Origin of the sequence: Paraburkholderia sp. RL18-101-BIB-B, from assembly GCF_046026985.1 — a bacterium.
Classification (GTDB): domain Bacteria; phylum Pseudomonadota; class Gammaproteobacteria; order Burkholderiales; family Burkholderiaceae; genus Paraburkholderia.
On sequence record NZ_JARESV010000007.1, the window covers coordinates 131,825 to 158,777 of the forward strand.

Here is a 26,953-nt window from a genome sequence, read left to right on the forward strand (position 1 = left end):
TTCCTCAAGAAATGACGTTGAATTCTTTACTGTGACACTGTACCTGGCACAGCCGGTCTCCCCGGCAAACTACCTGCGCGCCGATACGTTCGACGACCATTGCGTGCATTCGCCGCGTGCTCACGACCAGGTCCATTATGCAAAGCTCTCGTGACACGCGGTGAACGCCTGAATCAGTTGAAATCGCTTTCGAGGAACGGCGTGCGCTTGACGGCCTGATCGAGCGTAACCAGCGTCTCGAGCAGATCGGCCATGCGATGCAGCGGCACGGCGTTCGGACCGTCCGACTTGGCTTCGGCCGGATTCGGGTGCGTCTCCATGAAGAGCCCCGATACGCCCACCGCCACCGCCGCACGCGCCAGCACCGGCACGAATTCACGCTGACCGCCCGAGCTCGTGCCCTGCCCGCCCGGCAACTGCACCGAGTGCGTGGCGTCGAACACGACCGGCGCGTTGGTTTCGCGCATGATCGCGAGCGAACGCATGTCCGACACGAGGTTGTTATAACCGAACGACACGCCGCGCTCGCACGCCATGAAGCGGTCTTCCGACAGACCGGCTTCACGCGCGGCATCGCGCGCCTTGTCGATCACGTTCTTCATGTCGTGCGGTGCGAGAAACTGGCCTTTCTTGATGTTGACCGGTTTGCCCGAACGCGCGCACGCGTGAATGAAGTCCGTTTGACGGCACAGGAAAGCCGGCGTTTGCAACACGTCGACCACCGAGGCGACCTGCTCGATCTCATGCTCGGCGTGAACGTCGGTCAGCACCGGCAGACCGAGCTGGCGCTTCACTTCCGACAGGATGCGCAAGCCTTCGTCCATGCCCAGACCGCGGAACGACTTGCCGCTGCTGCGATTGGCTTTGTCGTACGACGATTTGTAGATGAACGGAATGTTCAGCTTCGCGCAGATTTCCTTCAGCCGGCCGGCTGTGTCGATCGTCATCTGTTCGGATTCGACGACACAGGTGCCTGCGATCAGGAAAAACGGCTTGTCGAGCCCAATTTCGAAATCGCCCAGTTTCATGCTTTCTCCCCGACTGCGACCGGCGTGCGCGCCTCGTGATGCGCGAGCGCCGCTTCGACGAACGACTTGAACAGCGGATGGCCGTCACGCGGCGTGGACGTGAATTCCGGGTGGAACTGCACGCCGACGAACCACGGGTGCATGCTGCGCGGCAATTCCATCATTTCCGGCAGATCTTCACTCGGGGTACGGGCGCTGATGATAAGGCCGCCGGCTTCGAGCTGGGGCACGAAGCGGTTATTGACTTCATAACGGTGGCGATGGCGTTCGTTCACGTCCTTGCCATAAATCTCTTCGGCCATGGTGCCGGGCTTGATCGGGCAACGTTGCGAACCGAGGCGCATCGTGCCGCCCAGATCCGACTCTTCCGTGCGCTTCTCGACGCGGCCTTCGCGGTCGTACCATTCGGTGATCAGCGCGACCACACGGTTCGGCGTTTCCTGATCGAACTCGGTGCTGTTCGCATCTTTCAGACCGACCACGTCGCGCGCGAATTCGATCACGGCGAGCTGCATGCCGAGGCAGATGCCGAGATACGGCACTTTCGCTTCGCGTGCATAGCGGATCGCCGCAATCTTGCCTTCGGTGCCGCGACGGCCGAAGCCGCCCGGCACGAGCACGGCGTCCAGATGCTTGAGGCTCTCGACGCCTTGCGTCTCGACTTCTTCCGAATCGATGTATTCGATGTTGACCTTGGTCGACGTATGCATCGACGCATGGCGCAGCGCTTCGATCAGCGACTTGTACGACTCGGTCAGATCGACATACTTGCCGACCATGCCGATCGTGACTTCGTGCTTCGGATGCTCCAGCTTCTCGACGAGATCGGACCACATGGACAGATCGGCGGCCTTCGGCGCGAGCTTGAGCTCTTCGCAGATGATCGCGTCCAGACCCTGATCGTGCAGCATCTGCGGAATCTTGTAGATGCTGTCCGCGTCCCACACGGAGATCACGGCGTCTTCCGGCACGTTCGAGAACATGGAGATCTTGGCGCGCTCGTCGTCCGGAATGCGGCGGTCGGCGCGGCACAGCAGCACGTGCGGCGAAATACCGATTTCGCGCAGCTTCTGCACGCTGTGCTGCGTGGGCTTGGTCTTCAGTTCGCCGGCCGTGGCGACCCATGGCACCAGCGTGAGGTGCACGAAGCACGCGCTGTTGCGCCCCATGCGCAGGCTCATCTGACGCGCGGCCTCGAGGAACGGCAGCGATTCGATGTCGCCCACGGTGCCGCCCACTTCGACGATCGCGACGTCCGGCTCACCACACGTCGCGGAAGCCGCGCCGCGTTCGATGAACGCCTGGATTTCATTCGTGATGTGCGGGATGACCTGCACCGTCTTGCCGAGATAATCGCCGCGGCGTTCCTTGCGGATCACCGATTCGTAAATCTGGCCCGTGGTGAAGTTATTGGCCTTGCGCATCTTCGTGCTGATGAAGCGCTCGTAGTGGCCGAGGTCGAGGTCCGTCTCCGCTCCGTCTTCCGTCACGAACACTTCGCCGTGTTGAAACGGGCTCATCGTGCCGGGGTCGACATTGATGTAGGGATCGAGCTTGAGGAGGGTGACTTTAAGACCGCGCGATTCGAGGATCGCGGCGAGGGAAGCGGCGGCAATACCCTTGCCGAGGGAAGATACTACGCCGCCGGTGACGAAAACATATTTGGTCATCGCTGGATGCTCGCGGGAAAAACGGATTATACCGTAAAGCAGGGCCCCAACCCCAGCAAAATCCGAGCGAGGTCGGCACGTGCGTATGCCGCGGCGGCGGCCGTTGCCGTGCTTCGATCATGCACCGTTTTCTGCGGCCGTCAGCCGCGCTGCTCCAGTTCATGCAGCATGCTTTGCACGGCGCGTGCGGTTTCGACCGGTTTTTCCATCGGGTAAAGATGACTGCCCTCGATCCATTCCACATGGCCGCCGGTCGCGCGGCGGGTAGCGTCGAGACCGGCCTGGCGGATTTCCTTCGAACGCGTGCCGGCGATGAAGCCCACCGGCACCGGCGCGCCCCGCGCGAGCCGCGAGCCGAGCGTGTGCGGCAAGCTCTTATAGATCTGATATTCGGTGCGGCGGTCGAAGGCCAGCGAGCGCGAGCCGTCGGGTGAAGTCTGCGGAATGCCGAAGTCGATGTAGTCGGAGAGCATGCGCTCATCCCAGCGCGCGAACGCCGGCTTCGAATGGAAATGGCGCCACGCTTCGTCGCGGCTCGCCCATTGAGTCCGCCGCGTGCGAGTGGCCGCCGCGGGCGAGAGCCGCTCGTCGAGGCCGGTCCATTGCGACACGCGCAGCATGCTGCTGCGCCAGCCGGCGATCACCGGCGAATCGAGCATCACCACGCCCCTCACCCACTGCGGCTTCTTGAGCGCGGCCATCAACGACAGATAGCCGCCGAGCGAATGCCCCACCAGCCACACCGGATGCTCGTACGTCCTCCGAATGTCGTCGAGCAACTGTTCGACCAGATGCGGCCAGTCCTGCGTCACCGGAAAGCGCGCGTCGTGGCCGATCCGCTCGATGTAACGCAGTTCGTAGTCGTCGGAGAGTTCGGCGAAGATCGTCCGGTAGGTCGACGCCGGAAAGCCATTCGCGTGCGAAAAGTGAATGATGTTTTTCAACTGCGCTATCTCCGTTCTGTTTTTTTGCGTGCGAGTTGTCGTGCGCACCTGCGTGCAGTCACCACGCCCGGCAGCGTTTCTTCTATCTGTGCGGCCGGCGATTCATCGACACCCGTCAGCGATCCATCCAGTAGCGTCGCCGCGTGTCGCGATAGCGCTCGAGCGTGAGCATGGCGCTCTTGCCGGCGACGTCGGCATTCGCCTCAGTCTGTGGGCTCACCTCGACGCGTACCGCACCGTCCGCATCGCTGCGCCCGAGTTCGATCTGCCGCGCCTTGTAGCGCTCGAACACACCCGCATTCGGATGATGAAAACGGTTGCGATAGCCTACCTGAAATAGCGCGATGAGCGGGTCGATAGAGTCGAGGAACGGCTCGGTCGACGAAGTCTTGCTGCCGTGATGCGGCACGACCAGCACCTGAGCACGCAACGCCCCGCGATCACGCGCGAGCAGAACGCGTTCGACGGGCGCTTCGATATCCGCCGTCAGCAAGGCCGTCATGCGTGACGATTCTGCTTGAATGCGGCTAAGCGACGGGCTCGCGGCGGCGGGCAACGTGCTGACCCGCAACACGCAGCAATGCGAGTTCGGCTTGCCTTGCAGCGGACCGGCGTCCGGCCAGAGCATCGCGAACTCCACGCCGTCCCACTGCCAGCGCTGGCCCGCCGCGCACGGCAGCGTGTCGGCGCGGTGCTGCCTCGCGTTCGACCACAGCGCATTCGACGGCGCCAATGCCGCCACCATTTGATGCACCTCGATCGCGTCCAGCACGGCGGGCGCGCCGCCCGAATGATCGGAGTCGGCGTGACTGATGATCAGCGTGTCGAGCGCCGTCACGCCATGCGCCTGTAGAAACGGCACGACCACCCGCTCGCCGGCGTGAGTCGACTCCGGACCCGGCCCGGTATCGAACAGCAAGGTGTGATGCGCCGTTTCGACCAGCACCGAGGTGCCCTGACCGACGTCCAGCGCCGTCAGACGGAAACTGCCGTGCGGCGGCCCGGACGGCGCCGGCATCAGAAGCGGCAGCCATGTCAGCGGCGCGGCCCAGCGCAGCGGCCAGCCACGCGGCGCCAGACACCAGAGCACGCCCACCGCCGCCGCGGCCAGCGTCCACGCATCCGGTTGCGGCAGACGCCAGAGCGCCCAGGCGGGACCGGACAGCCTCTGCAAGCCCGCTGCCAGTAGCTCGAGCAAAGCGTGCGCGACATGCCATGCGTAGGCGTCAAGCGGCGCGGGCAATGCGACGCCGGCCAGCACGGCCGGCGTCACCAGCATGCTTACCCACGGAATCGCGAAGGCATTCGCGAGCGGGCCGATCAGCGGAATCTGCGCGAACCAGTAGACAGTCAACGGCGCGAGCGCGACCGTTACGGCGAATTGCACGTGCGCGGCGCTGCGCAGCCGCTCGCCGGTACTTCGCATGCGGCGGCGCACGCGATCACGCAACCTCGACCATCGGCTCGATGCCTCGCCGCCCGCGCCCGTTTCGTCGCGATGCTGTCGATGATCCTGCACACGGGGCCGCCCCGACATGGCGAACAGAATCGCCGCCACCGCGCAGAACGACAACCAGAATCCCGCCGACGCGACCGCCCAAGGATCGATCAGCAGCACGAGCCCCAAGGCCCACGCGAGCACCGCCGAGCGCGCCACATTGCGCCCGCTGATAAAAGCGAGCGCGACGACCCCCGCCATCCACAGCGCGCGCTGCGCCGGCACATTGAAGCCGGCCAACGCAGCATGCAGCGCGGCGAACACCGCGCCGCCCGTGACCGCGACGACTTGCGCGGGCAGCCGCAACGGCCAGTTGCGGCCGACAAATCCGGAGCGCCGCCAGAACGCGCCCGCCAGCCAGCCCGCGAGGCCCGCGACGAAACCGATGTGCAGCCCCGAAATCGCAACCAGATGACTCGTGCCCGTGCCTCGCATCAGCAACCAGTCCGCAGTGCTGACTTCGTCCTGCGCGCCGATGGCGAGCGCCACGACGATCCCGCGGTGCGGCGCGTTGGCTAGCACCGCATCGATCCGTTCGCGCAGTGCGGCGCGCCAGCGGTCCACCGTCACGCCAACGCCGCGCGCATAGCCGCGCAATCGCACGGCATGAGCCGGCGCACTGACATAGCCGGTGGCCCGCACGTTGCGCGCGAGCAGACTCGCCTCGGCATCGCGCACGCCGAAGTTGGCATTGCCATGCGGACGTTTGAGGCGCACCGTCAGCCGCCAGCGTGAGCCGGGTTCGAGCAAAGGCGGCGGCGCATCTTCAGCGATCCACGAGAGTTGGATCACATGTGGGAAAGCGTCGATGGGTGCTTCGGCCGATTCAACGTGGAATAGAAAACGCGCGCCGTTTTCATCGCGTGACGGCAGGCCTTTGATACTGCCGACCACCTCGATATCGCGCCCTTCCCACGCGTTCGGCAAGCTCACCGCGAGACGCATTTCCGCGCGAACGGCTGCATAGCCGAAGCCCACACATAACGCCGCGCACGACACCGCGCTCCAGCCGGCGAATGAACGCACACGCTGGCTGACGCGGATCCGGTCGGTTAGTGCAGTGAGAATTGCCGCGCGTGCATACGTGATGCTCGTGGCCGCAGCCGTCGACTTCGCGGCAGCCGTAGCGCCAGCAGCGGCCGCAGTCGCAAGCATCGCTCCAGCGACCGCGTCATCCCGACCAACGCGAGCACTTCCGCACTCGCCCAAACCCCACACCGCCACCACGACCGCGGCACAAGCAACCACCACCAACCCGCACAACGCCATCCAATCCGGCAGCACCGCCTGCCGTTGCAGCCCGATCACGCCCAACGCAAATCCACACCACCATGCCCGCATCCGCCCTCCGCCAGCAATCGCCGGACGACGCAACGCTCGCCGCGCGGGCGTCAGCGAGCCCGCCAGGCGTGGGTATCGCCCGGCGCGAACCACTCAAACCATCGAGTTCAATTATGCAGAGGAAAGTGCGAGCCGCGGCAGCGCGGCGAGCGCGTTAGCTGTTGTGCCTAGGGCGGCCTCGTCGGCGGCCATGCCGCGCAGTTGCGCGAGGCTCGCGCCGATCGCCGGAATCTGCTCCGGCGTATTGCGCTGTTTGTAAATCCACGAAGGCGCGATGTCCGGCGCGTCCGTTTCCACAACCAGCGCGTCGAACGGCAACTGCTCGGCGAGACGGCGGATTTGCCGCGCCCGCTCGAAAGTCAGATTGCCGCCGAAGCCGAGATGCATGCCCTGGTCGATATACGCCTGAGCCTGCTGAAAACTGCCGTTGAATGCATGCGCGATGCCGCGATGAATCTGATGCCGCCGCAGTCCCTTGATCACCTGATCCTGTGATTTGCGCACATGGCAGATCACCGGCAGATCGAACTCACGCGCGAGCTGCAACTGGCCGTTGTAGAAGAATTGCTGACGTGCGTCGTCGAGACCCTCGACAAAATAATCGAGGCCGATCTCGCCGATACCGACAAACAGCGGGTCGTCGAGACTCGCCTCGATTTCCATGCGCAACAGATCGAGGTCACTCTCCTGCGCGCCCGGCGTGAACAACGGATGAATACCGAGCGCATACGCGCCACCGTCGACCCGGTGCGCCAGTTCACGCACCGCCGCGAAATTCTGCCGGCCGATCGCCGGAATCACGATCCGTCCCACGCCCGCGCGGCGCGCCGCCGCCGTGACTTCCGCGCGGTCGGCGTCAAATTCCGAAGCGTCGAGATGACAGTGCGTATCGATCCACATGACGTGCCTCGTTATCGGCGCAAGCGGCGCAGCACCGGCTCGCGACGTCCGGCCATTTAAACCGGCACCGGCGGCTCTTCGTGCAGCACGCCGTCGCGCAGCCGCATGATGCGGTCGCAACGCCCCGCGAGTTCCGGATCGTGCGTGACGATCACGAAGCTCGTATCGAGCGTTTGCGACAGTTCGAGCATCAGGTTGAACACGGTGTCGGCGGTGCCGCCGTCGAGATTGCCGGTCGGTTCGTCGGCCAGCACGCAGGCGGGCTTCGTCACCAGTGCGCGCGCAATCGCGACGCGCTGGCGTTCGCCGCCCGACAACTCGCCCGGACGATGCTTCGCGCGATGGCCCATGCCGACGCGCTCCAGCACCGCGAGCGCTTCGCGGCGCGATGCTTCGGTCGTCATGCGGCGAATCCGCAGCGGCATCGCAACGTTGTCGAGCGCGGTGAACTCCGGCAGCAAATGGTGGAACTGATACACGAAACCCAGCGCGCGATTGCGCAGGTCGTTGCGTTCGCGCTCCGAGAGCTTGGTAAAGGGCTTGCCCATCACCGAAACATGGCCGGCGCTCGGATCGTCGAGGCCGCCGAGCACGTGCAGCAGCGTGCTCTTGCCGGAACCCGACGCGCCGACGATCGCCAGCTTCTCGCCGCGCCGCACGCTCAGTTCCGTGTTGTTGAGCACCGTCACGTTCAGACCGCCCTGCACGAACGACTTGGAAATGCCGGTTGCTTCCAGCACGTAGGGATGCGGCACGGTGTCGGAAGAAGCCATGGATAGGTTTGCGGAACGGTCATTCATAGCGCAGTGCCTCCGCCGGACGGACTTTCGCACCACGCCAGCTCGGGTACAACGTGGCCAGCGCCGACATCGCGAAGGCGATGATGCCGATTCGCGCGACGTCGGCCGGAACCAGTTCGGACGGCAGTTCGCTGATGAAATACACCGACGGCGGCAGGAACTGCACACCGATCAGATGTTCGATCATCGGCACGAGCCATGGAATGCTCCACGCGATCAGGCAGCCGAGCGCGACGCCGGTCGCCGTGCCGATAAAGCCGATCGTCACGCCCTGCACGACGAAAATCTTCATGATCGAGCCGGGCTGCGCGCCGAGCGTGCGCAGAATCGCGATGTCGGCCTGCTTGTTGGTCACCGTCATGACGAGCGACGACACCAGATTGAACGCCGCCACCGCGATGATCAGCGTGAGGATGATGAACATCATGCGTTTTTCGATCTGCACCGCGGAGAACCAGGTCTTGTTCTGCTGCGTCCAGTCGCGAATGTATAAATCGCCCGACAGTGTGCGCGCAAGCTGATGCGCGACTTCCGGCGCGCGCTGCATGTCGGTCAGGCGCAGCCGCACGCCGGTCGGCGCGGGCAGCCGGAATAGCGCCTGCGCGTCCTTGATGTTGATCAGTGCGAGCGTGCTGTCGTATTCGTAGTGTCCCGACTCGAAGATGCCCACCACCGTGAACTGTTTTAGCCGAGGCAGCATGCCGGCTGGCGTGATGGTGCCTTCGGGCGCGACCAGCGTGATCTTGTCGTCGACCTGCACGCCGAGATTGGTGGCGAGGTCGGCGCCCAGCACGATGCCGAAGTCGCCCGGCTTCAGCGCGTTCAGACTGCCGCCTTTCATCTCCTTACCGATATCGGACACCTCCGGCTCCAGCGACGGCTCGACGCCGCGCAGCGCCACCCCGCTCACCGCGTCCTGGCGCGTGAGCAGCGCCTGCGCTTCGACATACGGCGCCGCACCGATCACTTCCTTGTTCTGGCGCGCTTCCTTGGCGGTCAGCTCCCAGTTGGGCATCGACCCGGTCGGCGAAAAAATTTCGACGTGCGCGAGCACCGACAGCATGCGGTCGCGCACCTCTTTCTGAAAACCGTTCATCACGGACAACACGACGATCAGCGCCGCGACGCCGAGCGCGATGCCCGACATCGACACGAGCGCAATGAAGGAAATGAAGCCGTTACCGGTCGTGCGTTTGCCGGCGCGGGTGTAGCGCCAGCCAATCTGCCATTCGTAGGGAAATTTCAAGCGAATCCTTGTCTGCGTTCTTCGGCTTTGTGCCGCGCACGATGGCGTGAAGCGCCTGCCGTGCGGCCCGAGCGTCGTGATCATTGGTGTCGTTGCGACGCGGATGGTTCCGGTACGGCGTGCCGTAGCGTAGCAATGCGCGCGCCACCGCGGTCCGCGGCTGTCCGGGAGGCGGCCGTTGCTGTCGCCAACATCGCTGCCACCACTAATCAAGCGCGAAGTTTGCCATACAATGCCGCCCGCTCGCGCAAACGCAGTGTGGACGGGACCTCGAACAGAAACGCCGGCCGCCTGCGGTCAGCTCGGCTCGGCGGCGGCCGTCCTGAACCGGCGCCGCGTCGCCGTGCGCCGCGTTCGGGCACGGCCCCGGTTCCGCCTAACGCAGGTTGTAACGGCCGCGCAGCTCGTTGATGATGCCCGCGGCGGCGCTGTTGGCGGCGTCGCGCACGTCGGCGTCCTTGCGGTCGCGGTGCAGATGGCTGATGTCCCAGTTGCAGCCGCTCTCGTCGTCCACGGTCTCGTGGAAGCCGGTCGGAATCCAGCCGGCCGTGGCCGGGTTCGCATCGAGCGCCTTGACGACCAGCGCTAGCAATTCCTGCTCGGTTTTGAGTTCACGCGACATGCCGGTCTCCCTCGTCATGTGCGCGGTGCCGCCGCGCGCGGCTGTTGCTCCGGCGGCCGGCCGGCGGCGAACCCGGAGGTCCGCTGCCGCCACGCTTCGTCGAGCGGATGCTGATGGTCGGAATACTCGCACTCTTTGCCCTACAATGCGCAGCATCATGCTCGCCAACCGTCTCCATCTTCTCCTGCCCTTCGCGCTGCCCGCCGCAGCGGACGCCTCCACCGCCCTTCACGCCATCCGCAGTCCGGCCCTCGACCGGCTGATCGCGCGCGCGACGCTGGTGGAACGCGTGATCGGCGAAGACTTTCAGCGCACGCTGCCGCACGAGCGCTGGGTGGCACGCCAATTTGGCGCGCTGCCGAGCGGCGCGGCGGCCGCCGACGAAGCGCCGCTCGCGCCGTACATGCTGCGCGCCGACGGCGGCGAACCCGGCAACGCCACATGGGCCTGCGTGCAGCCGGTGCACGTGCGCATCGCGCACGATCATCTGGTGTTGATCGATCCGGCCTCCCTCGATCTGTCCGACGAGGAAGCCGGCGCGCTGCTCGCGGTCGCGCGACCGCTGATCGAGGAACTCGGCGTGCGTATCGAAGCGCCGCGGCCCGCGCGCTGGTATCTGTCGGGCGACGGCTTCGGCACGCTGGCCGGCGCGTCGCCGTTGCGCGCGAGCGGGCGCAACATCGAAATCTGGCTGCCGCACGAGGCCCATTCCGGCGAGCGTTCGCGCGCGTGGATGAAGCTGCAGAACGAAGTGCAGATGGCGTGGTTCGAGCATCCGGTCAACGAAGCGCGCGAGGCGCGCGGCCTGCCGGCCGTCAACTCGATCTGGTTTCACGCGCAGGGCGCGGCGCAACCGGTGCGCAGTCCGTTCGCGCGGGTGCTGTCCGACGCGGCCGCCACGCGCGGCCTTGCGATGACCGCCGGAGTCGCGAACGGTGCGCCGCCGGGCTCGTTCGGCGCGCTGGCGTCGCTCGCGGACAAGGCGAACGGCGCCACGCACGCGGGCGCGAGCATCACGCTGGTCGAACTCGATCCGTTCTCCGCGCCCTACATCCAGCAGGACTGGGCGCGCTGGAACGGCGCCTTCGCCGCCATGCAAACAGACTGGTTCGAACCCGCGCTCGCCGCGCTGCAATCCGGCGATCTCGCTGAACTCGGCCTGACCTTGTGCGGCGACACCGGCTCGGTGACGCTCTCGGTTACGCGCGGCGACCTGCGCAAATTCTGGCGGCGGCGCGTGCTCGCCTCGCTCTTCATCGAATAATTGATCGAATGACTCACGGCCTTTCCGAATGACTCGAATCGTTACGCGCGCCTGCTCTCCTGTCGACGCCGAAGTCCTCACCCGCCACGGCCTGCATCCGGTGCTCGCGCGCCTCTACGCATCGCGCGGCGTGTGCATGCCCGACGAAATCGAAACCGGCCTCGCGCGGCTCGTGCCGCCGGTCACGCTCAAGGGCTGCGAAGACGCCGCCGCCTTGCTCGCCGACGCGATCCAGAACCAACGCCGCATGCTGGTGGTCGCCGACTACGATTGCGACGGCGCCACTGCCTGCGCGGTCGCGGTGCGCGGCCTGCGCATGTTCGGCGGCCGGATCGAATATCTGGTGCCGAACCGCTTCGAGTACGGCTACGGCCTGACGCCCGAGATCGTCGCGCTGGCTGCGCGCAGCGCGTCGGGCAAACCGGATCTGCTGATCACGGTGGATAACGGCATCGCCAGCGTCGACGGTGTGGAAGCGGCCAATGCGCTCGGCATCGACGTGCTGGTCACCGATCACCACCTGCCCGGCGACGAACTGCCGGCCGCCCGCGCGATCGTCAATCCGAACCAGCCGGGCTGCACGTTCCCGAGCAAGTGCATCGCGGGCGTCGGCGTGATGTTTTATGTGCTGCTGGCATTGCGCGCGGAATTGCGCCGCCGCGGCGCCTTCAACGACGCGTTTCCCGAACCGCGCCTCGACGGCCTGCTCGATCTGGTCGCGCTCGGCACGGTCGCGGACGTCGTCAAGCTTGACGGCAATAACCGCGTGCTGGTCGCGCAAGGCTTGCAGCGCATCCGCAAAGGCAAGATGCAGCCGGGCATCGCCGCGCTCTTTCGCGCCGCCGCGCGCGACGCTCGCAGCGCGTCGGGTTTCGACCTCGGCTTCGCGCTCGGGCCACGCCTGAACGCGGCGGGCCGCCTGTCGGACATGTCGCTCGGAATCGAATGCCTGACGACCGACGACATCGGCCGCGCGTGGGATCTCGCGCAGCAACTCGACACGATGAACCGCGAACGCCGCGAAATCGAAGCCGGCATGCAGCAGCAGGCGCTCGAAGACCTCTCGGCGATCGACCCTGACGGCGCGACTACCATCACGCTGTTCAATCCCAGCTGGCACCAAGGCGTGATCGGCATTGTCGCGGGGCGGCTGAAGGAGAAGTTCCACCGGCCCTCGTTCACCTTCGCGCTCGCCGACGACAGCGGCCAGACCGTCAAAGGCTCGGGCCGCTCGATCGCGGGTTTCCATCTGCGCGACGCGCTCGATCTGATCTCGAAGCGCGAGCCCGGCCTGATCGTCAAATTCGGCGGCCACGCGATGGCCGCCGGCCTCACGCTCGCCGCCGCCGACGTAGCGCGCTTCACCGCCGCGTTCGAAGCGGTCGGCCGCGAATGGCTGTCCGAGGACGCGCTCTCGCGCACGGTGGAAACCGACGGCGAGTTGGAGGACGCGTATTTCACGCCGCAATTCGTCGAAATGCTCGACGCCGCCGTGTGGGGCCAGGGCTTCCCAGCGCCAGTGTTTTCGGGTGAATTCGACATCGCCTCGCAGGCGCTCGTGAAGGACAAGCACCTGAAGCTGCAACTCGTGCGCGGGCGCCAGCGCTTCAACGCGATCTGGTTCAATCACACCGACACGCTGCCCGCTCGCACCACCGTCGCCTATCGTCTCGCGAGCGACACATGGAACGGTGTATCGCGCGTGCAGCTGATCGTCGAGCACGCCGCGAACTGAGGCGATGCACTGAAGCGGTGAGTCGAAGCCGCCCGGTGCGCCAGGCTGCGGGGCACCGAAAACCTCGAAAAATCTCCGCAAAATCAACCGCAAACACGCGCCGGATCGCTGAACAGCCTCCGGCGCGGCACGCCGATCGGCTATAATTTCCCCTTTTTACGAAGCTATAAAAGATCGACATGGAAGCGGAACGTCTCAACGCGATCGAAGCCTCACTGGCGGACCTGCGCACTCGCGCGGGCGCGCTACGGGGGTATCTTTGACTACGACGACAAAGCACTGCGTCTAATCGAAGTCAACCGGGAACTCGAAGACCCGGACGTCTGGAACGACTCGAAGCACGCCCAGGCCCTCGGCCGGGAGAAGAAGCTGCTCGACGACACCGTCGGCAAACTCACGTCGCTCGATAACGACCTGCGCGACGCGCAGGACCTGTTCGACATGGCCCGCGAAGAAGACGACGAGGAAACACTCCTCGCCTGCGAATCCGACGCGCAAGGCATCGAACAGCGTGTCGCCGACATGGAATTCCGCCGCATGTTCGCGAACCCGGCCGATCCGAACAACGCCTTCCTGGACATTCAGGCCGGCGCCGGCGGCACCGAGGCGTGCGACTGGGCCTCCATGCTGCTGCGCCAGTATCTGCGCTACTGCGAACGCAAAGGCTTCAAGACCGAAGTGCTGGAACAGACCGACGGCGACGTCGCGGGCATCAAGAACGCCACGATCAAGATCGAAGGCGAATACGCGTACGGCTTTTTGCGCACCGAAACCGGCGTGCATCGCCTCGTGCGCAAGTCGCCGTTCGACTCGTCGGGCGGCCGTCATACGTCGTTTTCGTCGGTGTTCGTGTACCCGGAAATCGACGACTCGATCGAAGTCGACATCAACCCGGCCGATCTGCGTATCGACACGTACCGCGCGTCCGGCGCGGGCGGTCAGCACATCAACAAGACCGACTCCGCGGTGCGTATCACGCACATGCCGTCGGGCATCGTCGTGCAGTGCCAGAACGACCGTTCGCAGCACCGTAACCGCGCCGAAGCGATGGCCATGCTGAAATCGCGCCTGTACGAGGCGGAAATCCGCAAGCGTCAGGCCGAGCAGGACAAGCTCGAAGCCGGCAAGACCGATGTGGGCTGGGGTCATCAGATCCGCTCGTACGTGCTGGACAACAGCCGTATCAAGGATCTGCGCACCAACGTCGAAATCAGCAATACCAAGAGCGTGCTCGACGGCGACCTCGATCCGTTCATCAGCGCCAGCCTGAAACAAGGCGTCTAAGCGCAACCGGCGCGGCCTGCCCTTGCAACGCCGCGCCGTATCTTTTTACCGCCTGAGGTTTTTACTGACTGGCCACCCGCAAGCGAGCCATTTCCGTGCGGGCCACCGAATACCAAATCATCATGACCGAACCGACCCAGCCGAATGCGGCCCAGCCGAATGTGGCCCAGCCAAATGTGGCGCCCGAGGTGGACGACAACAAAATCATGGCCGAGCGCCGCGAAAAGCTGCGCGAGCTGCGTGAGCAAGGTGTCGCCTATCCGAACGATTTCCGTCCCACGCATCACGCCGAAGATCTGCAGTCGCAGTACGAGCACGCCGACAAGGAAGCGCTCGAAGCGAATCCGCTCGAAGTCGCGATCGCCGGCCGCATGATGCTCAAGCGCGTGATGGGCAAGGCGAGCTTTGCGACCGTGCGCGACGGTTCGGGTCAGATCCAGTTCTTCATTACGCCCGCCGACGTCGGCCAGGAAACGTACGACGCCTTCAAGAGGTGGGACATGGGCGACATCGTCGCGGCGCGTGGCGTGCTGTTCCGCACCAACAAGGGCGAGCTCTCGGTACGTTGCACGGAACTGCGCCTGCTGTCGAAATCGCTGCGTCCGCTGCCGGACAAGTTCCACGGTCTCTCCGACCAGGAAATGAAGTATCGCCAACGCTATGTCGATCTGATCGTCACGCCGGAAACGCGTAAGACTTTCGTTGCGCGCACGAAGGCGATTTCGTCGATCCGCAAGTTCATGGCCGACGCCGACTTCATGGAAGTCGAAACGCCCATGCTGCACCCGATTCCGGGCGGCGCGGCGGCCAAGCCGTTCACCACGCACCACAACGCGCTCGACATGCAGATGTTCCTGCGTATCGCGCCGGAGCTGTATCTGAAGCGCCTCGTGGTCGGCGGCTTCGAGCGTGTGTTCGAGATCAACCGTAACTTCCGCAATGAGGGCGTGTCCGTGCGCCACAATCCGGAATTCACGATGATCGAGTTCTACGCCGCGTACACCGATTACAAGTGGTTGATGGACTTCACCGAGCAGTTGATCCGCCAGGCCGCAATCGACTCGCTTGGCACCGCGACAATCACGTATCAGGGCCGTGAACTCGATCTGGCGAAGCCGTTCCATCGCCTGACGATCACGCAGGCAATCCAGAAGTACGCGCCGCAATACACGAACGAGCAACTCGCCGACAGCGCTTTCCTGCGCACGGAGTTGAAGAAGTTCGGCGTGGACGCGTCGCAGCCGCAGTTCCTGAACGCGGGCGTCGGTTCGCTGCAACTGGCGCTGTTCGAAGAGACCGCCGAGTCGCAACTGTGGGAGCCGACCTACATCATCGACTACCCGATCGAGGTGTCGCCGCTGGCGCGCGCGTCGGACAAGGTCGACGGCATCACCGAGCGTTTCGAGCTGTTCATCACCGGCCGTGAAATCGCCAACGGCTTCTCGGAGCTGAACGATCCGGAAGACCAGGCGGCCCGCTTCAAGAAGCAGGTCGACCAGAAAGACGCCGGCGACGAGGAAGCGATGTTCTACGACGCGGACTACATTCGCGCGCTTGAATACGGCATGCCGCCGGCCGGCGGTTGCGGCATCGGCATCGACCGTCTGGTGATGATGCTGACCGACAGCCCGAGCATCCGCGACGTGATTCTGTTCCCGCATCTGCGCCGCGAAGACTGAGCGTTGCGTGGTTCGCATCCTGGAGAACGCCCGGCTCGATGCCGGGCGTTTTTCTTGCTGCTTCCTTTGAAAGCACACCTGGCGGCCGTCGGACGGTTTGTAACCATCGGTAAAAGCTGCGCGCCATGCGAGGATTCCGCCGTCCGTGTTCATCGCGCGAGCGCTTGCCGGAAGCGGCGCCCCGCCGCGCCGCGCGGGCTTTGATAGGACGCCATCGCGGCGATTACCCGGAAATCGTTACAAATTGAAACCCTCACCGAATCGATTTACCAGACACTTTGTCTTACCAAAAGTCGACTCCTGTTGAAGACGGAGGCCAAAATGGACAATCCGAACACGCAACCCACCACGCAATCCGCGCAGCCTGCGCAACAACGCCGGATTCACCCGCTCGTCGCGACCGCTGCCGGCGCGGTGATCATCGCAAGCCTCGTCGCCACCGCGGCGGTCACGGGCCTGTTCCCGAAGGCATCCAGCAACGGCGCGCAAAACGATCAGACGCAATCGGCGCAAGTCGCCACGCAAGCTAACCAGCAGGGCGTGGTCGATTCGGCGACGCCCGCCAACCCGACGGCGCAACAGGCAGCACAGCAGCAGGCCGCGCAGCAACAGGCTGCCCAGCAGCAAGCCGCGCAACAGCCGCAGCCTGCGCCCGCTCCGGCGCCTGCGCCCACGCAGCAGCAGCAATACGCGCAGCAGCAACAGGCCCAGCCGGCGCCCAACTATGCCCAGCAGCAGCAGCAGCAGCCGGCGCAACCAGCCTACTGCTCGACATGTGGCGTAGTCGAGGCCATCTCGGCGGTGCGTCAGGAAGGTCATGGCACTGGTATCGGCGCGGTCGGCGGCGCGGTGGCCGGTGGCGTGGTCGGCAACCAGTTCGGTAGCGGCGGCGGCCGTACCGCGATGACCGTTCTCGGCGCGCTCGGCGGCGGCCTTGCCGGCAACTCGGTCGAGAAACATATCCGCAGCACCACGTCGTATTCGGTACGGGTGCGGATGGAAAGCGGCAAGACGCGTTACTTCACCTACCATGAAGCGCCGCCGTTCCAGCAAGGTCAGCGAGTTCGGGTTCAGAACGGCACGCTTGTAGCAAGCTAGGGCGTAACCAGGCGGAATTTGCGCCAGACGCAAAAAAGGCGACTCCATTGGAGTCGCCTTTTTCTTTGCCGCAGCCGGCAGCGGCGTGGAGCACATCGCTGACTGGCTTCGGGAAACTCAGTGACGCTCAATAATCCGCGTCTTCAATCCATGCAGCCTGAATCGCCTCGAGGATCTTTTCGTTCGACCGGTTAGGATCGTCGTCGAATCCTTCCAGCTCGGTGACCCAACGGTGCAAGTCGGTGAAGCGCACCTGTTGCGGATCGATGTCCTGGTGCTTGTCAGTCAGGGCCATCGCGATGTCTTGCGTATCGGTCCACTTCATGGCTGCATCCTCCTGTTAGTGGTTTTCCTTCGCGTGATTGATCGAGTAGCGAGGGATTTCGACAACCAGATCCTGCTCCGCCGGCACCATGGCCTGGCACGACAGACGCGAGGCCGGTTCGAGCCCCCACGCCTTGTCCAACAGATCGTCCTCGTCTTCCTCCGATGGCGTCAAGGCGGCGAAACCCTCACGCACGATCACGTGGCAGGTCGTGCACGCGCACGACTTCTCGCACGCGTGCTCGATTTCAATGCCGTGTTCGAGCAGGCTGTCGCAGATGCTCTTGCCGGGCACGGCATCGATCACCGCGCCTTCCGGGCACAGTTCGACGTGAGGCAGCACAACGATTTGAGGCATACATTTTCCGTTTGGGTCTGAGGCACGGCGGCCGCAAACAGGCTCCGTACCATTTTACTGGCGCCGCGCGGACTTTTTAAGTCCACGCGGCGCGATTCGATTCTTAGCGGCGGACCGACCGGGCGGCCCGCCCTGCCGCAACCGCAGCGCTCAGATCTCGTCGAGCTTGCGGCCGGCGAGCGCGCGGCGAATGCCCTTGTTCATGCGGCGGGCGGCGAATTCGTCAGTGCCTTCGGCGAGGGTTTTGGTGGCGGCTTCGATCGTATCGACATCCTCGCTTTGCGCGACGTTGCGTAATGCATCGAGCAGCGTGTCGAGCTCGGCGCGCTCGCTGTCGTCGAGCAGTTCGGCGTCGGCGGCGAGCGCGGCGTCGGTGGCCTCCACGAGTCGCCGCGCTTCGACTTGCGCTTCGCGCAGCGCGCGAGCGCGCATGTCGACTTCAGCGGTCGAGAAGCTGTCTTCGAGCATTCGGGCGATATCGTCGTCGGCGAGACCGTAGGACGGCTTGACCACCACCGACGCTTCCACGCCCGAGCCCTGCTCGCGCGCGAACACGGACAGCAGACCGTCGGCGTCCACCTGGTAGGTCACGCGAATGCGCGCCGCGCCGGCAGCCATCGGCGGAATGCCGCGCAACTCGAAGCGCGCGAGCGAGCGGCAGTCGCTGACGAGCTCGCGCTCGCCTTGCACGACGTGGATCGCCATGGCCGTCTGGCCATCCTTGAAAGTCGTGAAATCCTGTGCGCGCGCGACCGGAATCGTCGAATTGCGCGGGATGATTTTCTCGGTCAAACCACCCATCGTCTCCACGCCGAGCGAGAGCGGAATCACGTCGAGTAAAAGCCACTCGTCGCCGTCCGCACCGCGATTGCCCGCGAGCAGATCGGCCTGGATCGCCGCGCCGAGCGCGACCACCTGATCCGGGTCGAGATTGATCAGCGGCGGTTGGCCGAAGAGCGATTCGACCGCGCGGCGGATCACCGGCATGCGCGTCGCGCCGCCGACCAGCACCACGCCCTTGATTTCCTTCGTCGTGACTTTGGCGTCGCGCAGCGCCTTCTTGGTCGGGCCGAGTGTGCGCTGAACCAGCGCCTGCGTGATGGCCTCGAAAGTGGCTTCGTCGATCGTCAGATCGATCTGAGCGCCGTTCGAGAGCGTGGTCTGTAGCTTCGCACTCGACGCGTCCGACAACGCCTCCTTGGCCACGCGCACGCTGTCCAGCAGCAAGCGCACGTCTTCCGGTGCGAGGGTTTGCGGCGCGATGCCGGCTTGCTCCAGCACATGGCGATACAGCGCGTGGTCGAAATCGTCGCCGCCGAGCGCGGAGTCGCCGCCCGCCGCGAGCACTTCGAACACGCCCTTGGTGAGCTTGAGAATCGACAGATCGAAGGTGCCGCCGCCGAGGTCGTACACGGCGTACAGCCCCTCGGAACCGTTGTCGAGGCCGTAGGCAATCGCGGCCGCGGTCGGTTCGTTCAGGAGGCGCAGCACATTCAGCCCGGCCAGACGCGCGGCGTCTTTGGTCGCCTGACGCTGGGCTTCGTCGAAGTAAGCGGGCACCGTGATCACCGCGCCGACCAGTTCGTCGCCGAGCGAGTCTTCGGCGCGCTGGCGCAGCGTCGCGAGAATTTCGGCCGACACTTCGACCGGGCTCTTCACGCCGTCGATGGTGCGGATCTGCACCATGCCGGGTGCATCGATGAAATCGTACGGCGCGTTTTCGGCACCTTCCACTTCCGCCTTGCCTCGGCCCATGAAGCGCTTGACCGAGACGATCGTATTGCGCGGATCGCTCGCGGCCTCAGCCTTGGCCGTGCGGCCGATACGGCGGCCGCCCTTTTCCAGGTAGCGCACCACCGACGGCAGCAGCACATGGCCGTCTTCGTCGGGCAGCACATCGGGCACGCCGCTGCGCACGGCGGCAACGAGGGAATTGGTGGTGCCGAGATCGATACCGACCGCCAGACGCCGCTGGTGGGGCGCCGGCGCCATGCCGGGTTCGGAGATTTGCAGTAGGGCCATCTGGATCTTCTCGGAGCCGCTCGGCCCCGTCCTGAATTTTCGCGTTGCTGGTTGTAATGCTACGGCTATTCTCGCGGTTGCCGCTGCGCTCGCGCGCGGCGCAACACGCACGGCGCGTTCGGGCTCGCTAGTTCTCGAGCCGCTCGATCTGCGTGCCGATTTCCGACGCCACCCGCTCGATGAACATCAACTGCCGCACCGCCTCGCCCGCGGCCTGATTCACGCCGCTGTCGAGCAAGGCGCCGAGCTTGTCGAAACGCACGCGCTCTTCGTCGCGCAGTTCGGTCAGCAAGGCGTCGAGCGCATCGACGTTCTTCGCCGCGGCCGCGTCCTCGATGCCTTCACGCCATTCCATCTGCTGCATCAGGAACGCCGGCTCCATCGCCGTATTGTTCTCCGCGCCGACGTCGATGCCGCGCAGATGCAGCAGATAAGTGGCGCGCTTCAACGGATCGCGCAGCGTCTGATACGCCTCGTTGGTGCGCGTCGCCCATTGCATCGCGATGCGCTTTTGCGCGTCGCCGGCCGCCGCGAAGCGGTCTGGATGCACTTGCGCCTGCACCGTGCGGTAGGCGTGATCGAGCGCTGATGCGTCGAGCGCGAATTGCGCCGGCAGATCGAACAGGTCGAAGTGGCTGTCGTTCAGCGAGGCCATCGGATAAAAGGAGTCCGTTCAGGAAAGCGCACCGGAGTGCAGTCTAAAAACGCGGCTCGGCAGAGCCTAGCGGCACAGGCGAATTCGCGGATTAAACTAAAAAGGCGGCCCGCGCCGCCTTTGATCCGCTGCACGCGGAATGTCCGGATTTACACGCGGAACGATTCGCCGCAACCGCATTCGTCCTTCACGTTCGGGTTGTTGAACTTGAAGCCTTCGTTCAGCCCTTCACGTGCGAAGTCGAGTTCGGTGCCGTCGATATAGGCGAGGCTCTTCGGGTCGACAATGAGCTTCACGCCGTTGCATTCGAAGACTTCGTCTTCGGGCGCGAGTTCGTCCACGTACTCGAGCTTGTAAGCCAAGCCGGAGCAACCGGTGGTGCGCACGCCGACGCGCAAGCCGACGCCTTTACCGCGACGGTTCAGATACTTCTGGACGTGCTGTGCTGCCTTTTCGGTCAACGTAATTGCCATAGCGTTTCTCATTGCGCAGTGCGTGCCGGTCATTCTTCTGCCTGCTCACGCGCTGCTACCCTGCCTGCATCAAATATCGCCCGGACCGGACGGCCCGCTGCAAACTCGCGCCGCCGCCCGTTTCGATTCACCTGAGACCGCGCTGAAACCGCGCCGCAATCACCGCTTAAGCGTGTTGCTTGTCGCCTTCGACGACGGCTTCACCGTGGCGTTGCTTGTAGTCGGCGACCGCTGCCTTGATCGCGTCTTCCGCGAGGATCGAGCAGTGGATCTTCACCGGCGGCAGCGCCAGTTCTTCGGCGATCTGCGTGTTCTTGATCGACATGGCTTGATCGAGCGTCTTGCCTTTCACCCATTCGGTGACGAGCGAGCTCGACGCAATCGCCGAACCGCAGCCATACGTCTTGAACTTCGCGTCTTCGATGATGCCGTCCGCGCCCACGCGGATCTGCAGCTTCATCACGTCGCCGCATGCCGGCGCGCCGACCATACCGGTACCGACCGCATCGTCGTCCTTCGCGAAGGAACCGACGTTGCGCGGGTTTTCGTAATGGTCCAGAACCTTGTCGCTATAAGCCATGATTACACTCCTTGATCCGTTTCAACCTGCAATTGCAATTCGATGAATTCGATATCGTCCCAAACCCGGCGCGTCAGTGCGCTGCCCACTGGATGGTCGAAATATCGATCCCGTCCTTGTGCATTTCCCACAGCGGCGACAAATCGCGCAGCTTCGAAATCTTGGTCTTCAGCAGGTTGATCACGTAATCGACGTCCTGCTCGGTCGTGAAGCGGCCTACCGTGAAGCGGATCGAGCTGTGCGCCAGCTCGTCGTTACGGCCCAACGCGCGCAACACATACGACGGTTCCAGCGAAGCCGACGTACAGGCCGAGCCCGACGACACCGCCACGTCCTTCACCGCCATGATCAGCGACTCGCCTTCGACGAAATTGAAGCTGATGTTCAGGTTGTGCGGCACACGCTTTTCCATGTCGCCGTTCACATACACTTCTTCCATTTCCGACAGGCCGCGCAGCAGACGGTCGCGCAGCATGCGGATGCGTTCGTTTTCCGTCGCCATTTCTTCACGTGCGAGACGGAACGCTTCGCCCATGCCGACGATCTGGTGCGTGGCCAGCGTGCCCGAACGCATGCCGCGCTCGTGACCGCCGCCGTGCATCTGCGCTTCGATACGGATACGCGGCTTGCGGCGCACGTACAGCGCGCCGATGCCCTTCGGGCCATACGTCTTGTGCGCCGAGAACGACATCAGGTCGACCTTCAGCTTTTGCAGATCGATCGTGATCTTGCCGGTGGCTTGCGCCGCGTCGACGTGGAAAATGATGCCCTTTTCACGAGTGATCTCGCCGATCGCCTCGATATCCTGGATCACGCCGATCTCGTTGTTCACCGACATGACCGACACCAGAATCGTGTCCGGACGCAGCGCGGCCTTGAGCTTTTCCAGGTCGATCAAGCCGTCGTCCTTGACGTCCAGATACGTGACTTCGAAGCCTTCGCGCTCGAGTTCGCGGCAGGTGTCGAGCACGGCCTTGTGCTCGGTCTTCACCGTGATGATGTGCTTGCCCTTGCTCTTGTAGAAGTGCGCGGCGCCCTTGATGGCCAGGTTGTCCGACTCCGTGGCACCCGAGGTCCAGATGATTTCGCGCGGATCGGCGTTCACCAGCGCGGCGACATTCTCACGCGCTTCTTCGACTGCGCGCTCCGCCGCCCAGCCATACGAGTGGCTGCGCGATGCGGGGTTGCCGAACTGCTCGCGCAGATACGGAATCATCTTGTCCACCACGCGCGGATCGATCGGCGTCGTCGCGCTGTAGTCCATGTAGATGGGCAGATGGAGAGTGTCGTTGTTCATCAATTGCTCCGGGGACGTCATGTGCTCTGGCTTCTGGGTTTCTTATCAGGCTGCGGTGACTGCTCGATACCGCGCCTAGGAACCGGCCATGTTGAAAACGGAATTGGGCCCTTTCGGCGCCACGCGGACGGGTTCGACCGCCGGCGCTTCGTTGCGCCTGTCGCGCAGCACGGCCGGCGCGCCTTCGCGCGAACGCTGCTGGTCCACCAGATCTTTCAGGGAGACCGAATCGAGGTACTCGACCATTTTCTGGTTCAGCGTGGACCACAGTTCATGCGTCATGCAGTGGCCGTCGTGCTGTTTGGTACCCTCGCAGGAGCCCTTGCCGCCGCATTGGGTGGCATCGAGCGGCTCGTCGACGGCGATGATGATGTCGGCCACGGTCACGTCTTCGGCGCGGCGGGCCAGATTGTAACCGCCGCCCGGTCCGCGCACGGACTCGACGATTTCATGACGACGCAGCTTGCCAAACAGCTGCTCGAGGTACGACAGGGAGATGTGTTGGCGCTGGCTGATACCCGCAAGCGTCACCGGGCCCTGCTCCTGGCGCAGTGCCAGGTCAATCATCGCCGTGACGGCGAAACGGCCTTTCGTGGTGAGTCTCATATGGTGTGGGAACCGCAATTCTCGACAAGTTTTGTCAAGTATAAATACATGAGCGATTTAGTCAAGTATCCCTACCGCGATTTGGGTCATTTGCTTAATTGTTGGATAAGCCCGGCGCTCTCTCTCGCCAAACTCTACACAAGCAATTGGGGACGTAACGCCGTAATCAGGCCACGGCAGGCCGCTTCACACTGATCCAGTACCTGCTCGAAACCTTCCGCGCCGCCGAAATACGGGTCGACGACTTCGCGGGCGCCGCTCCAGCGGGCGTCCGCTTCGGGGACAAACTCCATCAGCAGGCGGATCTTGTCGCGTTGCTGCGGCGGGCAGACCTGGCGCAGCGCGGCGACGTTTTTGTCGTCCATCGCAATGAGCAGGTCGAAGCGCTCAAAATCCGCTACAGCGACTTGGCGGCCGCGCAAGGCGGCGAGTTCATATCCGCGCCGGCCGGCCGCCTGCTGCGCGCGCTCGTCCGGCGGCTCGCCGATGTGCCAGTCACCCGTTCCGGCGGAGTCGATCAGAATGCGCTCCGTGAGCTTCGCCTCGCCGACCAGATGGCGCATCACACCTTCCGCGGTCGGAGAACGGCAGATGTTCCCGAGGCAGACAAAGCAGATGGATACGGTTTTCATCAAGGGGCTTTTTCAGACACGCGACGCGCGTAGGACGACTGTTAACAAACGGTGCCGCGATTATACAAAGCTGGCCGGAATCTCGCCGGAAGCCGGCGCGCTCGCGGCACCGAGGCACCGAGGCACCGAGGCACCGCAATGATGAGGTAACCGATCCGCTCGCGCTTAACCGTGTGCTTACGACGCTTCCGCGATCGGCACCGCCGTAGCGGCGCGCATAGGTTTGGCCGGCAGCGTCGCGGTGTCGTCGATCATGCCGTACGAGACGGCACGTGCAAGTTCAGCCGTGAGTTGAGCGGCCGCGAGCGGAGCCTGCGGGGCGCGCGACGCAGCGTCGCCGCAAATATGCAGATAAGCGGCCGCAGCGAGCGGTACAACGATGGCGAGGGGCCAGTACACCGATATTGTCTTTTTCATGATGTCGTTTCTTCCGATTAGGGGCAGATGAGTTTGCAACCCACTATGCCCAGTGCAAATGCTATAGGAATTCGCAATCGGGAAAAACCCACTGGCGCGAGATAGAGCGTTGCTCCGAATGGAACAGTGAATTCACGTTTTGCGGCGCACGACGTCGACGCTCGTCATGGCACAAGAAAGAAATCCTTACAAACACATACAAAGCTCTTGTGACGGATGACGATAATAGCGGTCTTACAGAAACAAAATCTCGCACTGGTCCATCACCATGAAACGCTTCGCACCCATCGCCTGCCTCGCTGTCGCCACCCTGCTCGGCGGCTGCGCGGTCTATCCGGACGGCACGCCGATGTACAGCAATGGCTACGGCGGCGGTTACAGCGGCTATGACGATTACGACGGCTACGCCACCGGCGTGCCGGTTGTGCCACAAACCAACGTCTACATGGGCTACAGCAACTACTCTGGCCCCGGCTATTACGACGGACCCGGCCGCTATTACGGACCGGGCTACGGCGGCTATCCGAACCGGGGCCGGCCGAACAACGGCAACTATGGAAACAACGGCAACCACGGCGATAACGGCGGTTGGCACGGTCAGCCGAATGGCGGCTCACACGGCGGCCCGCCGCCTCAAGGCGGCGTGGGCGGGCCGCGTGGCCCGAGCGGATCGAATGCGCCCCGGCCGGGGGCTGCCAGCCCGCCGCCTCCGCCACCGCCGTCGCAGCAGGCGGGCAATGGCGGCGGTCGTGGTAATGGCAATAATGGGGGCGCCCCCGTGCGAGGGGCACCGGGCCGACAACCTGGCCAGATGACGGACCACTAAGCGCCGCTGGTCGCATAGTTGCGCGGTTCGCATGCGTATCTGTCAACGCACGCATACCGCGCTCCGTTTTCTGCGGCAACGTCCTGAACGGCAGACGGAGACAGCCGCCAAACGGCACGGCCATGACTTAGATAGCGCGGCGCCGGAATCACCGGCTCGCGCGCAACGCCACCAACCTCTAAAAATACGACGGCGCGCTTCGCCCAGAACGCCCGCTCAGCCGATATGACTGCGCTGCGCCGCGTACAACTCCCTGAACGTTCGACCGACCGGAGCGGGCATATCCCGCGTATTGGTCCAGCCCGCGCCGCCCAACGGCAATTTGGCAATCGACCGATTCCTTCCGCCCATGCGTTCCAGCACGCGCACGGCCAGCTTCGTGAAAAGCGCGTAAGCATCCGGATGCAGCGCGAGAAAACCCCACACGGCAAGTCCGGCGCGCTCTTTCCAGGGCCGCAGATGGCGCTCCACCTGCTTCTCGCGCAGCTTGCGCAACAGATCGGATAGCGGAATGCCCACCGGGCACACGCTGTTGCACTCGCCGCACAAAGTCGCGGCCTGCGGCAAATCCAGCGCCTTGTCGATGCCGACGTAGCTCGGCGTCAACACCGAACCCATCGGGCCGGGATAGACCCAGCCGTACGCGTGGCCGCCCACCTTCTGATACACCGGGCAATGGTTCATGCACGCGCCGCAGCGGATGCACCTCAGCATTTCCTGGAAGTCGCCGCCGATCAGCCCCGTGCGCCCGCCGTCGACGAGCACCACATACATATGCGCAGGACCGTCCTGGTCGCCCTCGCCGCGCGGCCCCGTCAACACGGAAAAATAGTTCGAGGTGGTCTGCCCGGTCGCTGAGCGCGGCAAAAGACGCATCGCCGTGGCCAGATCTTCGAGCGTAGGCAGCACCTTCTCGATGCCCGTCACCGCCACATGCACGCGCGGCATCACGGTGCACATGCCTTCGTTGCCCTCGTTCGTGACCAGCACGACCGAGCCCGTTTCCGCCACCACGAAATTGCCGCCGGTCACGCCCATGTCCGCGGTCATGAAATGCGGGCGCAGCATCTCGCGCGCTTCGCGCGTCATGTCGGTAATTTCGGTCAGGCGCGGCCGGTTGTGAGTCTTCGCGAACAGGTCGGCGATCTCGTCCTTATCCTTGTGGACGACTGGGGCGATGATGTGGCTCGGCGGCTCGTTGTCGTTGATCTGCAGGATGTACTCGCCCAGATCGGTTTCAATGGATTGGACGCCCATTTGCCCGAGCACTTCGTTCAGGCGCATTTCTTCAGTGACCATCGACTTGGTTTTGATGACCTTCTTCACCTCGTGCCGGCGCGCAATGTCGCCGACGAGCCGCGCGGCCTCCTGGGTCGTCTCGGCAAACAGCACCGTCACGCCGCGCCGGGCCGCTTCGCGCTCGAAGGTTTCCAGCCACACGTCGAGATTCTCCAGCGCGCGATTGCGGCGCTCCTTCAGCGCGGCGCGCGTGGCGGGAAAATCAATCGCTGTCATGGCCGTGGCGCGGGCCGACACGAACTTGGTCGACAGCTTGGTGAGGTTCTGCTGCAGACGCTGGTCGGCCAGTTTCTGACCGGCGCGTGCCTTGAATTGCATCGATTGGACTTGCATGGCGGCCTTATGCGTATTCGAG

General features: G+C 64.2%; 25 protein-coding genes. 6 read left to right on the forward strand and 19 right to left on the reverse strand.

The window, feature by feature from the left end:
- Positions 1–173 precede the first annotated feature (173 nt).
- From kdsA to P0D73_RS13840, 8 genes are all read right to left on the reverse strand, one after another.
- Positions 174–1,028, reverse strand: a complete 855-nt coding sequence (kdsA, locus tag P0D73_RS13805; RefSeq protein ID WP_408175867.1) for a 3-deoxy-8-phosphooctulonate synthase — start codon at positions 1,026–1,028, stop codon at positions 174–176.
- Positions 1,025–2,698: a CTP synthase gene (pyrG, locus tag P0D73_RS13810; protein WP_342960367.1), complete on the reverse strand. Its 1,674-nt coding sequence runs from the start codon at positions 2,696–2,698 to the stop codon at positions 1,025–1,027. The genes kdsA and pyrG overlap by 4 nt, the downstream gene beginning before the upstream one ends.
- Before the next feature lie 140 nt (positions 2,699–2,838).
- Complete coding sequence (locus tag P0D73_RS13815) at positions 2,839–3,642, reverse strand: alpha/beta fold hydrolase (RefSeq protein ID WP_408175866.1); 804 nt, start codon at positions 3,640–3,642, stop codon at positions 2,839–2,841.
- Between the two features lie 115 nt (positions 3,643–3,757).
- Entirely contained in the window at positions 3,758–6,481 is a 2,724-nt protein-coding gene (locus P0D73_RS13820) for a DNA internalization-related competence protein ComEC/Rec2 (RefSeq protein WP_408431671.1), read from the reverse strand.
- Positions 6,482–6,592: 111 nt separating this feature from the next.
- A complete protein-coding gene (locus P0D73_RS13825) occupies positions 6,593–7,381 on the reverse strand; it encodes a TatD family hydrolase (protein WP_408431673.1) in 789 nt (262 codons plus the stop codon).
- Positions 7,382–7,437: 56 nt separating this feature from the next.
- On the reverse strand, positions 7,438–8,181 hold the full coding sequence (gene lolD, locus P0D73_RS13830; RefSeq protein WP_106279458.1) for a lipoprotein-releasing ABC transporter ATP-binding protein LolD: 744 nt from the start codon (positions 8,179–8,181) through the stop codon (positions 7,438–7,440).
- Positions 8,174–9,427: a lipoprotein-releasing ABC transporter permease subunit gene (locus P0D73_RS13835; protein ID WP_132373836.1), complete on the reverse strand. Its 1,254-nt coding sequence runs from the start codon at positions 9,425–9,427 to the stop codon at positions 8,174–8,176. The genes lolD and P0D73_RS13835 overlap by 8 nt, the downstream gene beginning before the upstream one ends.
- Positions 9,428–9,803: 376 nt before the next feature.
- Complete coding sequence (locus P0D73_RS13840) at positions 9,804–10,049, reverse strand: hypothetical protein (RefSeq protein WP_132373835.1); 246 nt, start codon at positions 10,047–10,049, stop codon at positions 9,804–9,806.
- 145 nt (positions 10,050–10,194) lie between these two features.
- Here P0D73_RS13840 and P0D73_RS13845 point away from each other — a divergent pair, with 145 nt between their 5' ends.
- The 5 genes from P0D73_RS13845 (at position 10,195) to P0D73_RS13865 (ending at position 17,109) form a co-directional block, all read left to right on the forward strand.
- Positions 10,195–11,313 (forward strand): regulator, encoded by a 1,119-nt coding sequence (locus tag P0D73_RS13845; protein ID WP_408431675.1) that lies wholly within the window; start codon positions 10,195–10,197, stop codon positions 11,311–11,313.
- Positions 11,314–11,341: 28 nt separating this feature from the next.
- Complete coding sequence (recJ, locus tag P0D73_RS13850) at positions 11,342–13,048, forward strand: single-stranded-DNA-specific exonuclease RecJ (RefSeq protein ID WP_408175861.1); 1,707 nt, start codon at positions 11,342–11,344, stop codon at positions 13,046–13,048.
- Positions 13,049–13,227: 179 nt separating this feature from the next.
- A protein-coding gene (prfB, locus tag P0D73_RS13855) for a peptide chain release factor 2 (protein WP_132373832.1) occupies positions 13,228–14,332 on the forward strand; the annotation gives its coding sequence in 2 pieces (ribosomal slippage) (positions 13,228–13,308 and positions 13,310–14,332; 1,104 coding nt in all).
- Positions 14,333–14,454: 122 nt separating this feature from the next.
- Positions 14,455–16,011: a lysine--tRNA ligase gene (gene lysS, locus P0D73_RS13860; protein ID WP_408175859.1), complete on the forward strand. Its 1,557-nt coding sequence runs from the start codon at positions 14,455–14,457 to the stop codon at positions 16,009–16,011.
- A gap of 321 nt (positions 16,012–16,332) precedes the next feature.
- Entirely contained in the window at positions 16,333–17,109 is a 777-nt protein-coding gene (locus P0D73_RS13865) for a glycine zipper 2TM domain-containing protein (RefSeq protein ID WP_408431677.1), read from the forward strand.
- Between the two features lie 127 nt (positions 17,110–17,236).
- Here P0D73_RS13865 and iscX read toward each other — a convergent pair whose 3' ends face one another.
- The 10 genes from iscX to P0D73_RS13915 all read right to left on the reverse strand — a co-directional run bounded on the left by iscX (position 17,237) and on the right by P0D73_RS13915 (position 24,473).
- Positions 17,237–17,434: a Fe-S cluster assembly protein IscX gene (gene iscX / locus P0D73_RS13870; RefSeq protein ID WP_007181290.1), complete on the reverse strand. Its 198-nt coding sequence runs from the start codon at positions 17,432–17,434 to the stop codon at positions 17,237–17,239.
- A 15-nt stretch (positions 17,435–17,449) separates the two neighbouring features.
- Entirely contained in the window at positions 17,450–17,791 is a 342-nt protein-coding gene (gene fdx, locus P0D73_RS13875) for an ISC system 2Fe-2S type ferredoxin (RefSeq protein ID WP_097389705.1), read from the reverse strand.
- Positions 17,792–17,941: 150 nt separating this feature from the next.
- A complete protein-coding gene (gene hscA, locus P0D73_RS13880) occupies positions 17,942–19,813 on the reverse strand; it encodes a Fe-S protein assembly chaperone HscA (RefSeq protein ID WP_408431679.1) in 1,872 nt (623 codons plus the stop codon).
- 127 nt (positions 19,814–19,940) lie between these two features.
- A complete protein-coding gene (gene hscB, locus P0D73_RS13885) occupies positions 19,941–20,468 on the reverse strand; it encodes a Fe-S protein assembly co-chaperone HscB (protein WP_408175855.1) in 528 nt (175 codons plus the stop codon).
- Positions 20,469–20,617: 149 nt separating this feature from the next.
- Positions 20,618–20,941, reverse strand: coding sequence for an iron-sulfur cluster assembly protein IscA (gene iscA, locus P0D73_RS13890; protein ID WP_012433565.1), 324 nt, complete (start codon positions 20,939–20,941; stop codon positions 20,618–20,620).
- 166 nt (positions 20,942–21,107) lie between these two features.
- The gene (gene iscU, locus P0D73_RS13895) at positions 21,108–21,521 is read right to left on the reverse strand and encodes a Fe-S cluster assembly scaffold IscU (RefSeq protein WP_028199493.1); all 414 of its coding nucleotides are present in this window, start codon (positions 21,519–21,521) and stop codon (positions 21,108–21,110) included.
- A gap of 73 nt (positions 21,522–21,594) precedes the next feature.
- Positions 21,595–22,818 carry an IscS subfamily cysteine desulfurase gene (locus P0D73_RS13900; RefSeq protein ID WP_408175854.1) on the reverse strand — a complete coding sequence of 408 codons (1,224 nt, stop codon included), beginning with the start codon at positions 22,816–22,818 and terminating at the stop codon, positions 21,595–21,597.
- Positions 22,819–22,893: 75 nt separating this feature from the next.
- On the reverse strand, positions 22,894–23,424 hold the full coding sequence (gene iscR / locus P0D73_RS13905) for a Fe-S cluster assembly transcriptional regulator IscR (protein ID WP_094783140.1): 531 nt from the start codon (positions 23,422–23,424) through the stop codon (positions 22,894–22,896).
- Positions 23,425–23,558: 134 nt separating this feature from the next.
- Positions 23,559–24,056, reverse strand: a complete 498-nt coding sequence (locus tag P0D73_RS13910; protein WP_408431682.1) for a low molecular weight protein-tyrosine-phosphatase — start codon at positions 24,054–24,056, stop codon at positions 23,559–23,561.
- 177 nt (positions 24,057–24,233) lie between these two features.
- Positions 24,234–24,473: a hypothetical protein gene (locus P0D73_RS13915; protein ID WP_408175851.1), complete on the reverse strand. Its 240-nt coding sequence runs from the start codon at positions 24,471–24,473 to the stop codon at positions 24,234–24,236.
- 268 nt (positions 24,474–24,741) lie between these two features.
- On the opposite strand from P0D73_RS13915, the gene P0D73_RS13920 reads away from it, so the two are divergent.
- The gene (locus P0D73_RS13920; RefSeq protein WP_408313379.1) at positions 24,742–25,299 is read left to right on the forward strand and encodes a hypothetical protein; all 558 of its coding nucleotides are present in this window, start codon (positions 24,742–24,744) and stop codon (positions 25,297–25,299) included.
- A 216-nt stretch (positions 25,300–25,515) separates the two neighbouring features.
- Here the strand turns inward: P0D73_RS13920 and P0D73_RS13925 are convergent, their stop codons facing one another.
- Entirely contained in the window at positions 25,516–26,931 is a 1,416-nt protein-coding gene (locus P0D73_RS13925; RefSeq protein WP_408282749.1) for a lactate utilization protein B, read from the reverse strand.
- Positions 26,932–26,953: the final 22 nt, after the last annotated feature.

Bases quoted from the DNA above. Each gene is read 5' to 3' on its own strand.
- lysS (WP_408175859.1), top strand. From the start codon at position 14,455: ATGACCGAACCGACCCAGCCGAATGCGGCCCAGCCGAATGTGGCCCAG.
- P0D73_RS13915 (WP_408175851.1), bottom strand. From the start codon at position 24,473: ATGAAAAAGACAATATCGGTGTACTGGCCCCTCGCCATCGTTGTACCG.
- P0D73_RS13910 (WP_408431682.1), bottom strand. From the start codon at position 24,056: ATGAAAACCGTATCCATCTGCTTTGTCTGCCTCGGGAACATCTGCCGT.
- P0D73_RS13840 (WP_132373835.1), bottom strand. From the start codon at position 10,049: ATGTCGCGTGAACTCAAAACCGAGCAGGAATTGCTAGCGCTGGTCGTC.
- P0D73_RS13820 (WP_408431671.1), bottom strand. From the start codon at position 6,481: ATGCGGGCATGGTGGTGTGGATTTGCGTTGGGCGTGATCGGGCTGCAA.
- kdsA (WP_408175867.1), bottom strand. From the start codon at position 1,028: ATGAAACTGGGCGATTTCGAAATTGGGCTCGACAAGCCGTTTTTCCTG.
- recJ (WP_408175861.1), top strand. From the start codon at position 11,342: ATGACTCGAATCGTTACGCGCGCCTGCTCTCCTGTCGACGCCGAAGTC.
- hscB (WP_408175855.1), bottom strand. From the start codon at position 20,468: ATGGCCTCGCTGAACGACAGCCACTTCGACCTGTTCGATCTGCCGGCG.
- P0D73_RS13925 (WP_408282749.1), bottom strand. From the start codon at position 26,931: ATGCAAGTCCAATCGATGCAATTCAAGGCACGCGCCGGTCAGAAACTG.
- P0D73_RS13920 (WP_408313379.1), top strand. From the start codon at position 24,742: ATGAAACGCTTCGCACCCATCGCCTGCCTCGCTGTCGCCACCCTGCTC.
- hscA (WP_408431679.1), bottom strand. From the start codon at position 19,813: ATGGCCCTACTGCAAATCTCCGAACCCGGCATGGCGCCGGCGCCCCAC.
- iscX (WP_007181290.1), bottom strand. From the start codon at position 17,434: ATGAAGTGGACCGATACGCAAGACATCGCGATGGCCCTGACTGACAAG.
- iscU (WP_028199493.1), bottom strand. From the start codon at position 21,521: ATGGCTTATAGCGACAAGGTTCTGGACCATTACGAAAACCCGCGCAAC.
- fdx (WP_097389705.1), bottom strand. From the start codon at position 17,791: ATGCCTCAAATCGTTGTGCTGCCTCACGTCGAACTGTGCCCGGAAGGC.
- iscR (WP_094783140.1), bottom strand. From the start codon at position 23,424: ATGAGACTCACCACGAAAGGCCGTTTCGCCGTCACGGCGATGATTGAC.
- iscA (WP_012433565.1), bottom strand. From the start codon at position 20,941: ATGGCAATTACGTTGACCGAAAAGGCAGCACAGCACGTCCAGAAGTAT.
- lolD (WP_106279458.1), bottom strand. From the start codon at position 8,181: ATGAATGACCGTTCCGCAAACCTATCCATGGCTTCTTCCGACACCGTG.
- P0D73_RS13845 (WP_408431675.1), top strand. From the start codon at position 10,195: ATGCGCAGCATCATGCTCGCCAACCGTCTCCATCTTCTCCTGCCCTTC.
- P0D73_RS13865 (WP_408431677.1), top strand. From the start codon at position 16,333: ATGGACAATCCGAACACGCAACCCACCACGCAATCCGCGCAGCCTGCG.
- P0D73_RS13825 (WP_408431673.1), bottom strand. From the start codon at position 7,381: ATGTGGATCGATACGCACTGTCATCTCGACGCTTCGGAATTTGACGCC.
- pyrG (WP_342960367.1), bottom strand. From the start codon at position 2,698: ATGACCAAATATGTTTTCGTCACCGGCGGCGTAGTATCTTCCCTCGGC.
- P0D73_RS13900 (WP_408175854.1), bottom strand. From the start codon at position 22,818: ATGAACAACGACACTCTCCATCTGCCCATCTACATGGACTACAGCGCG.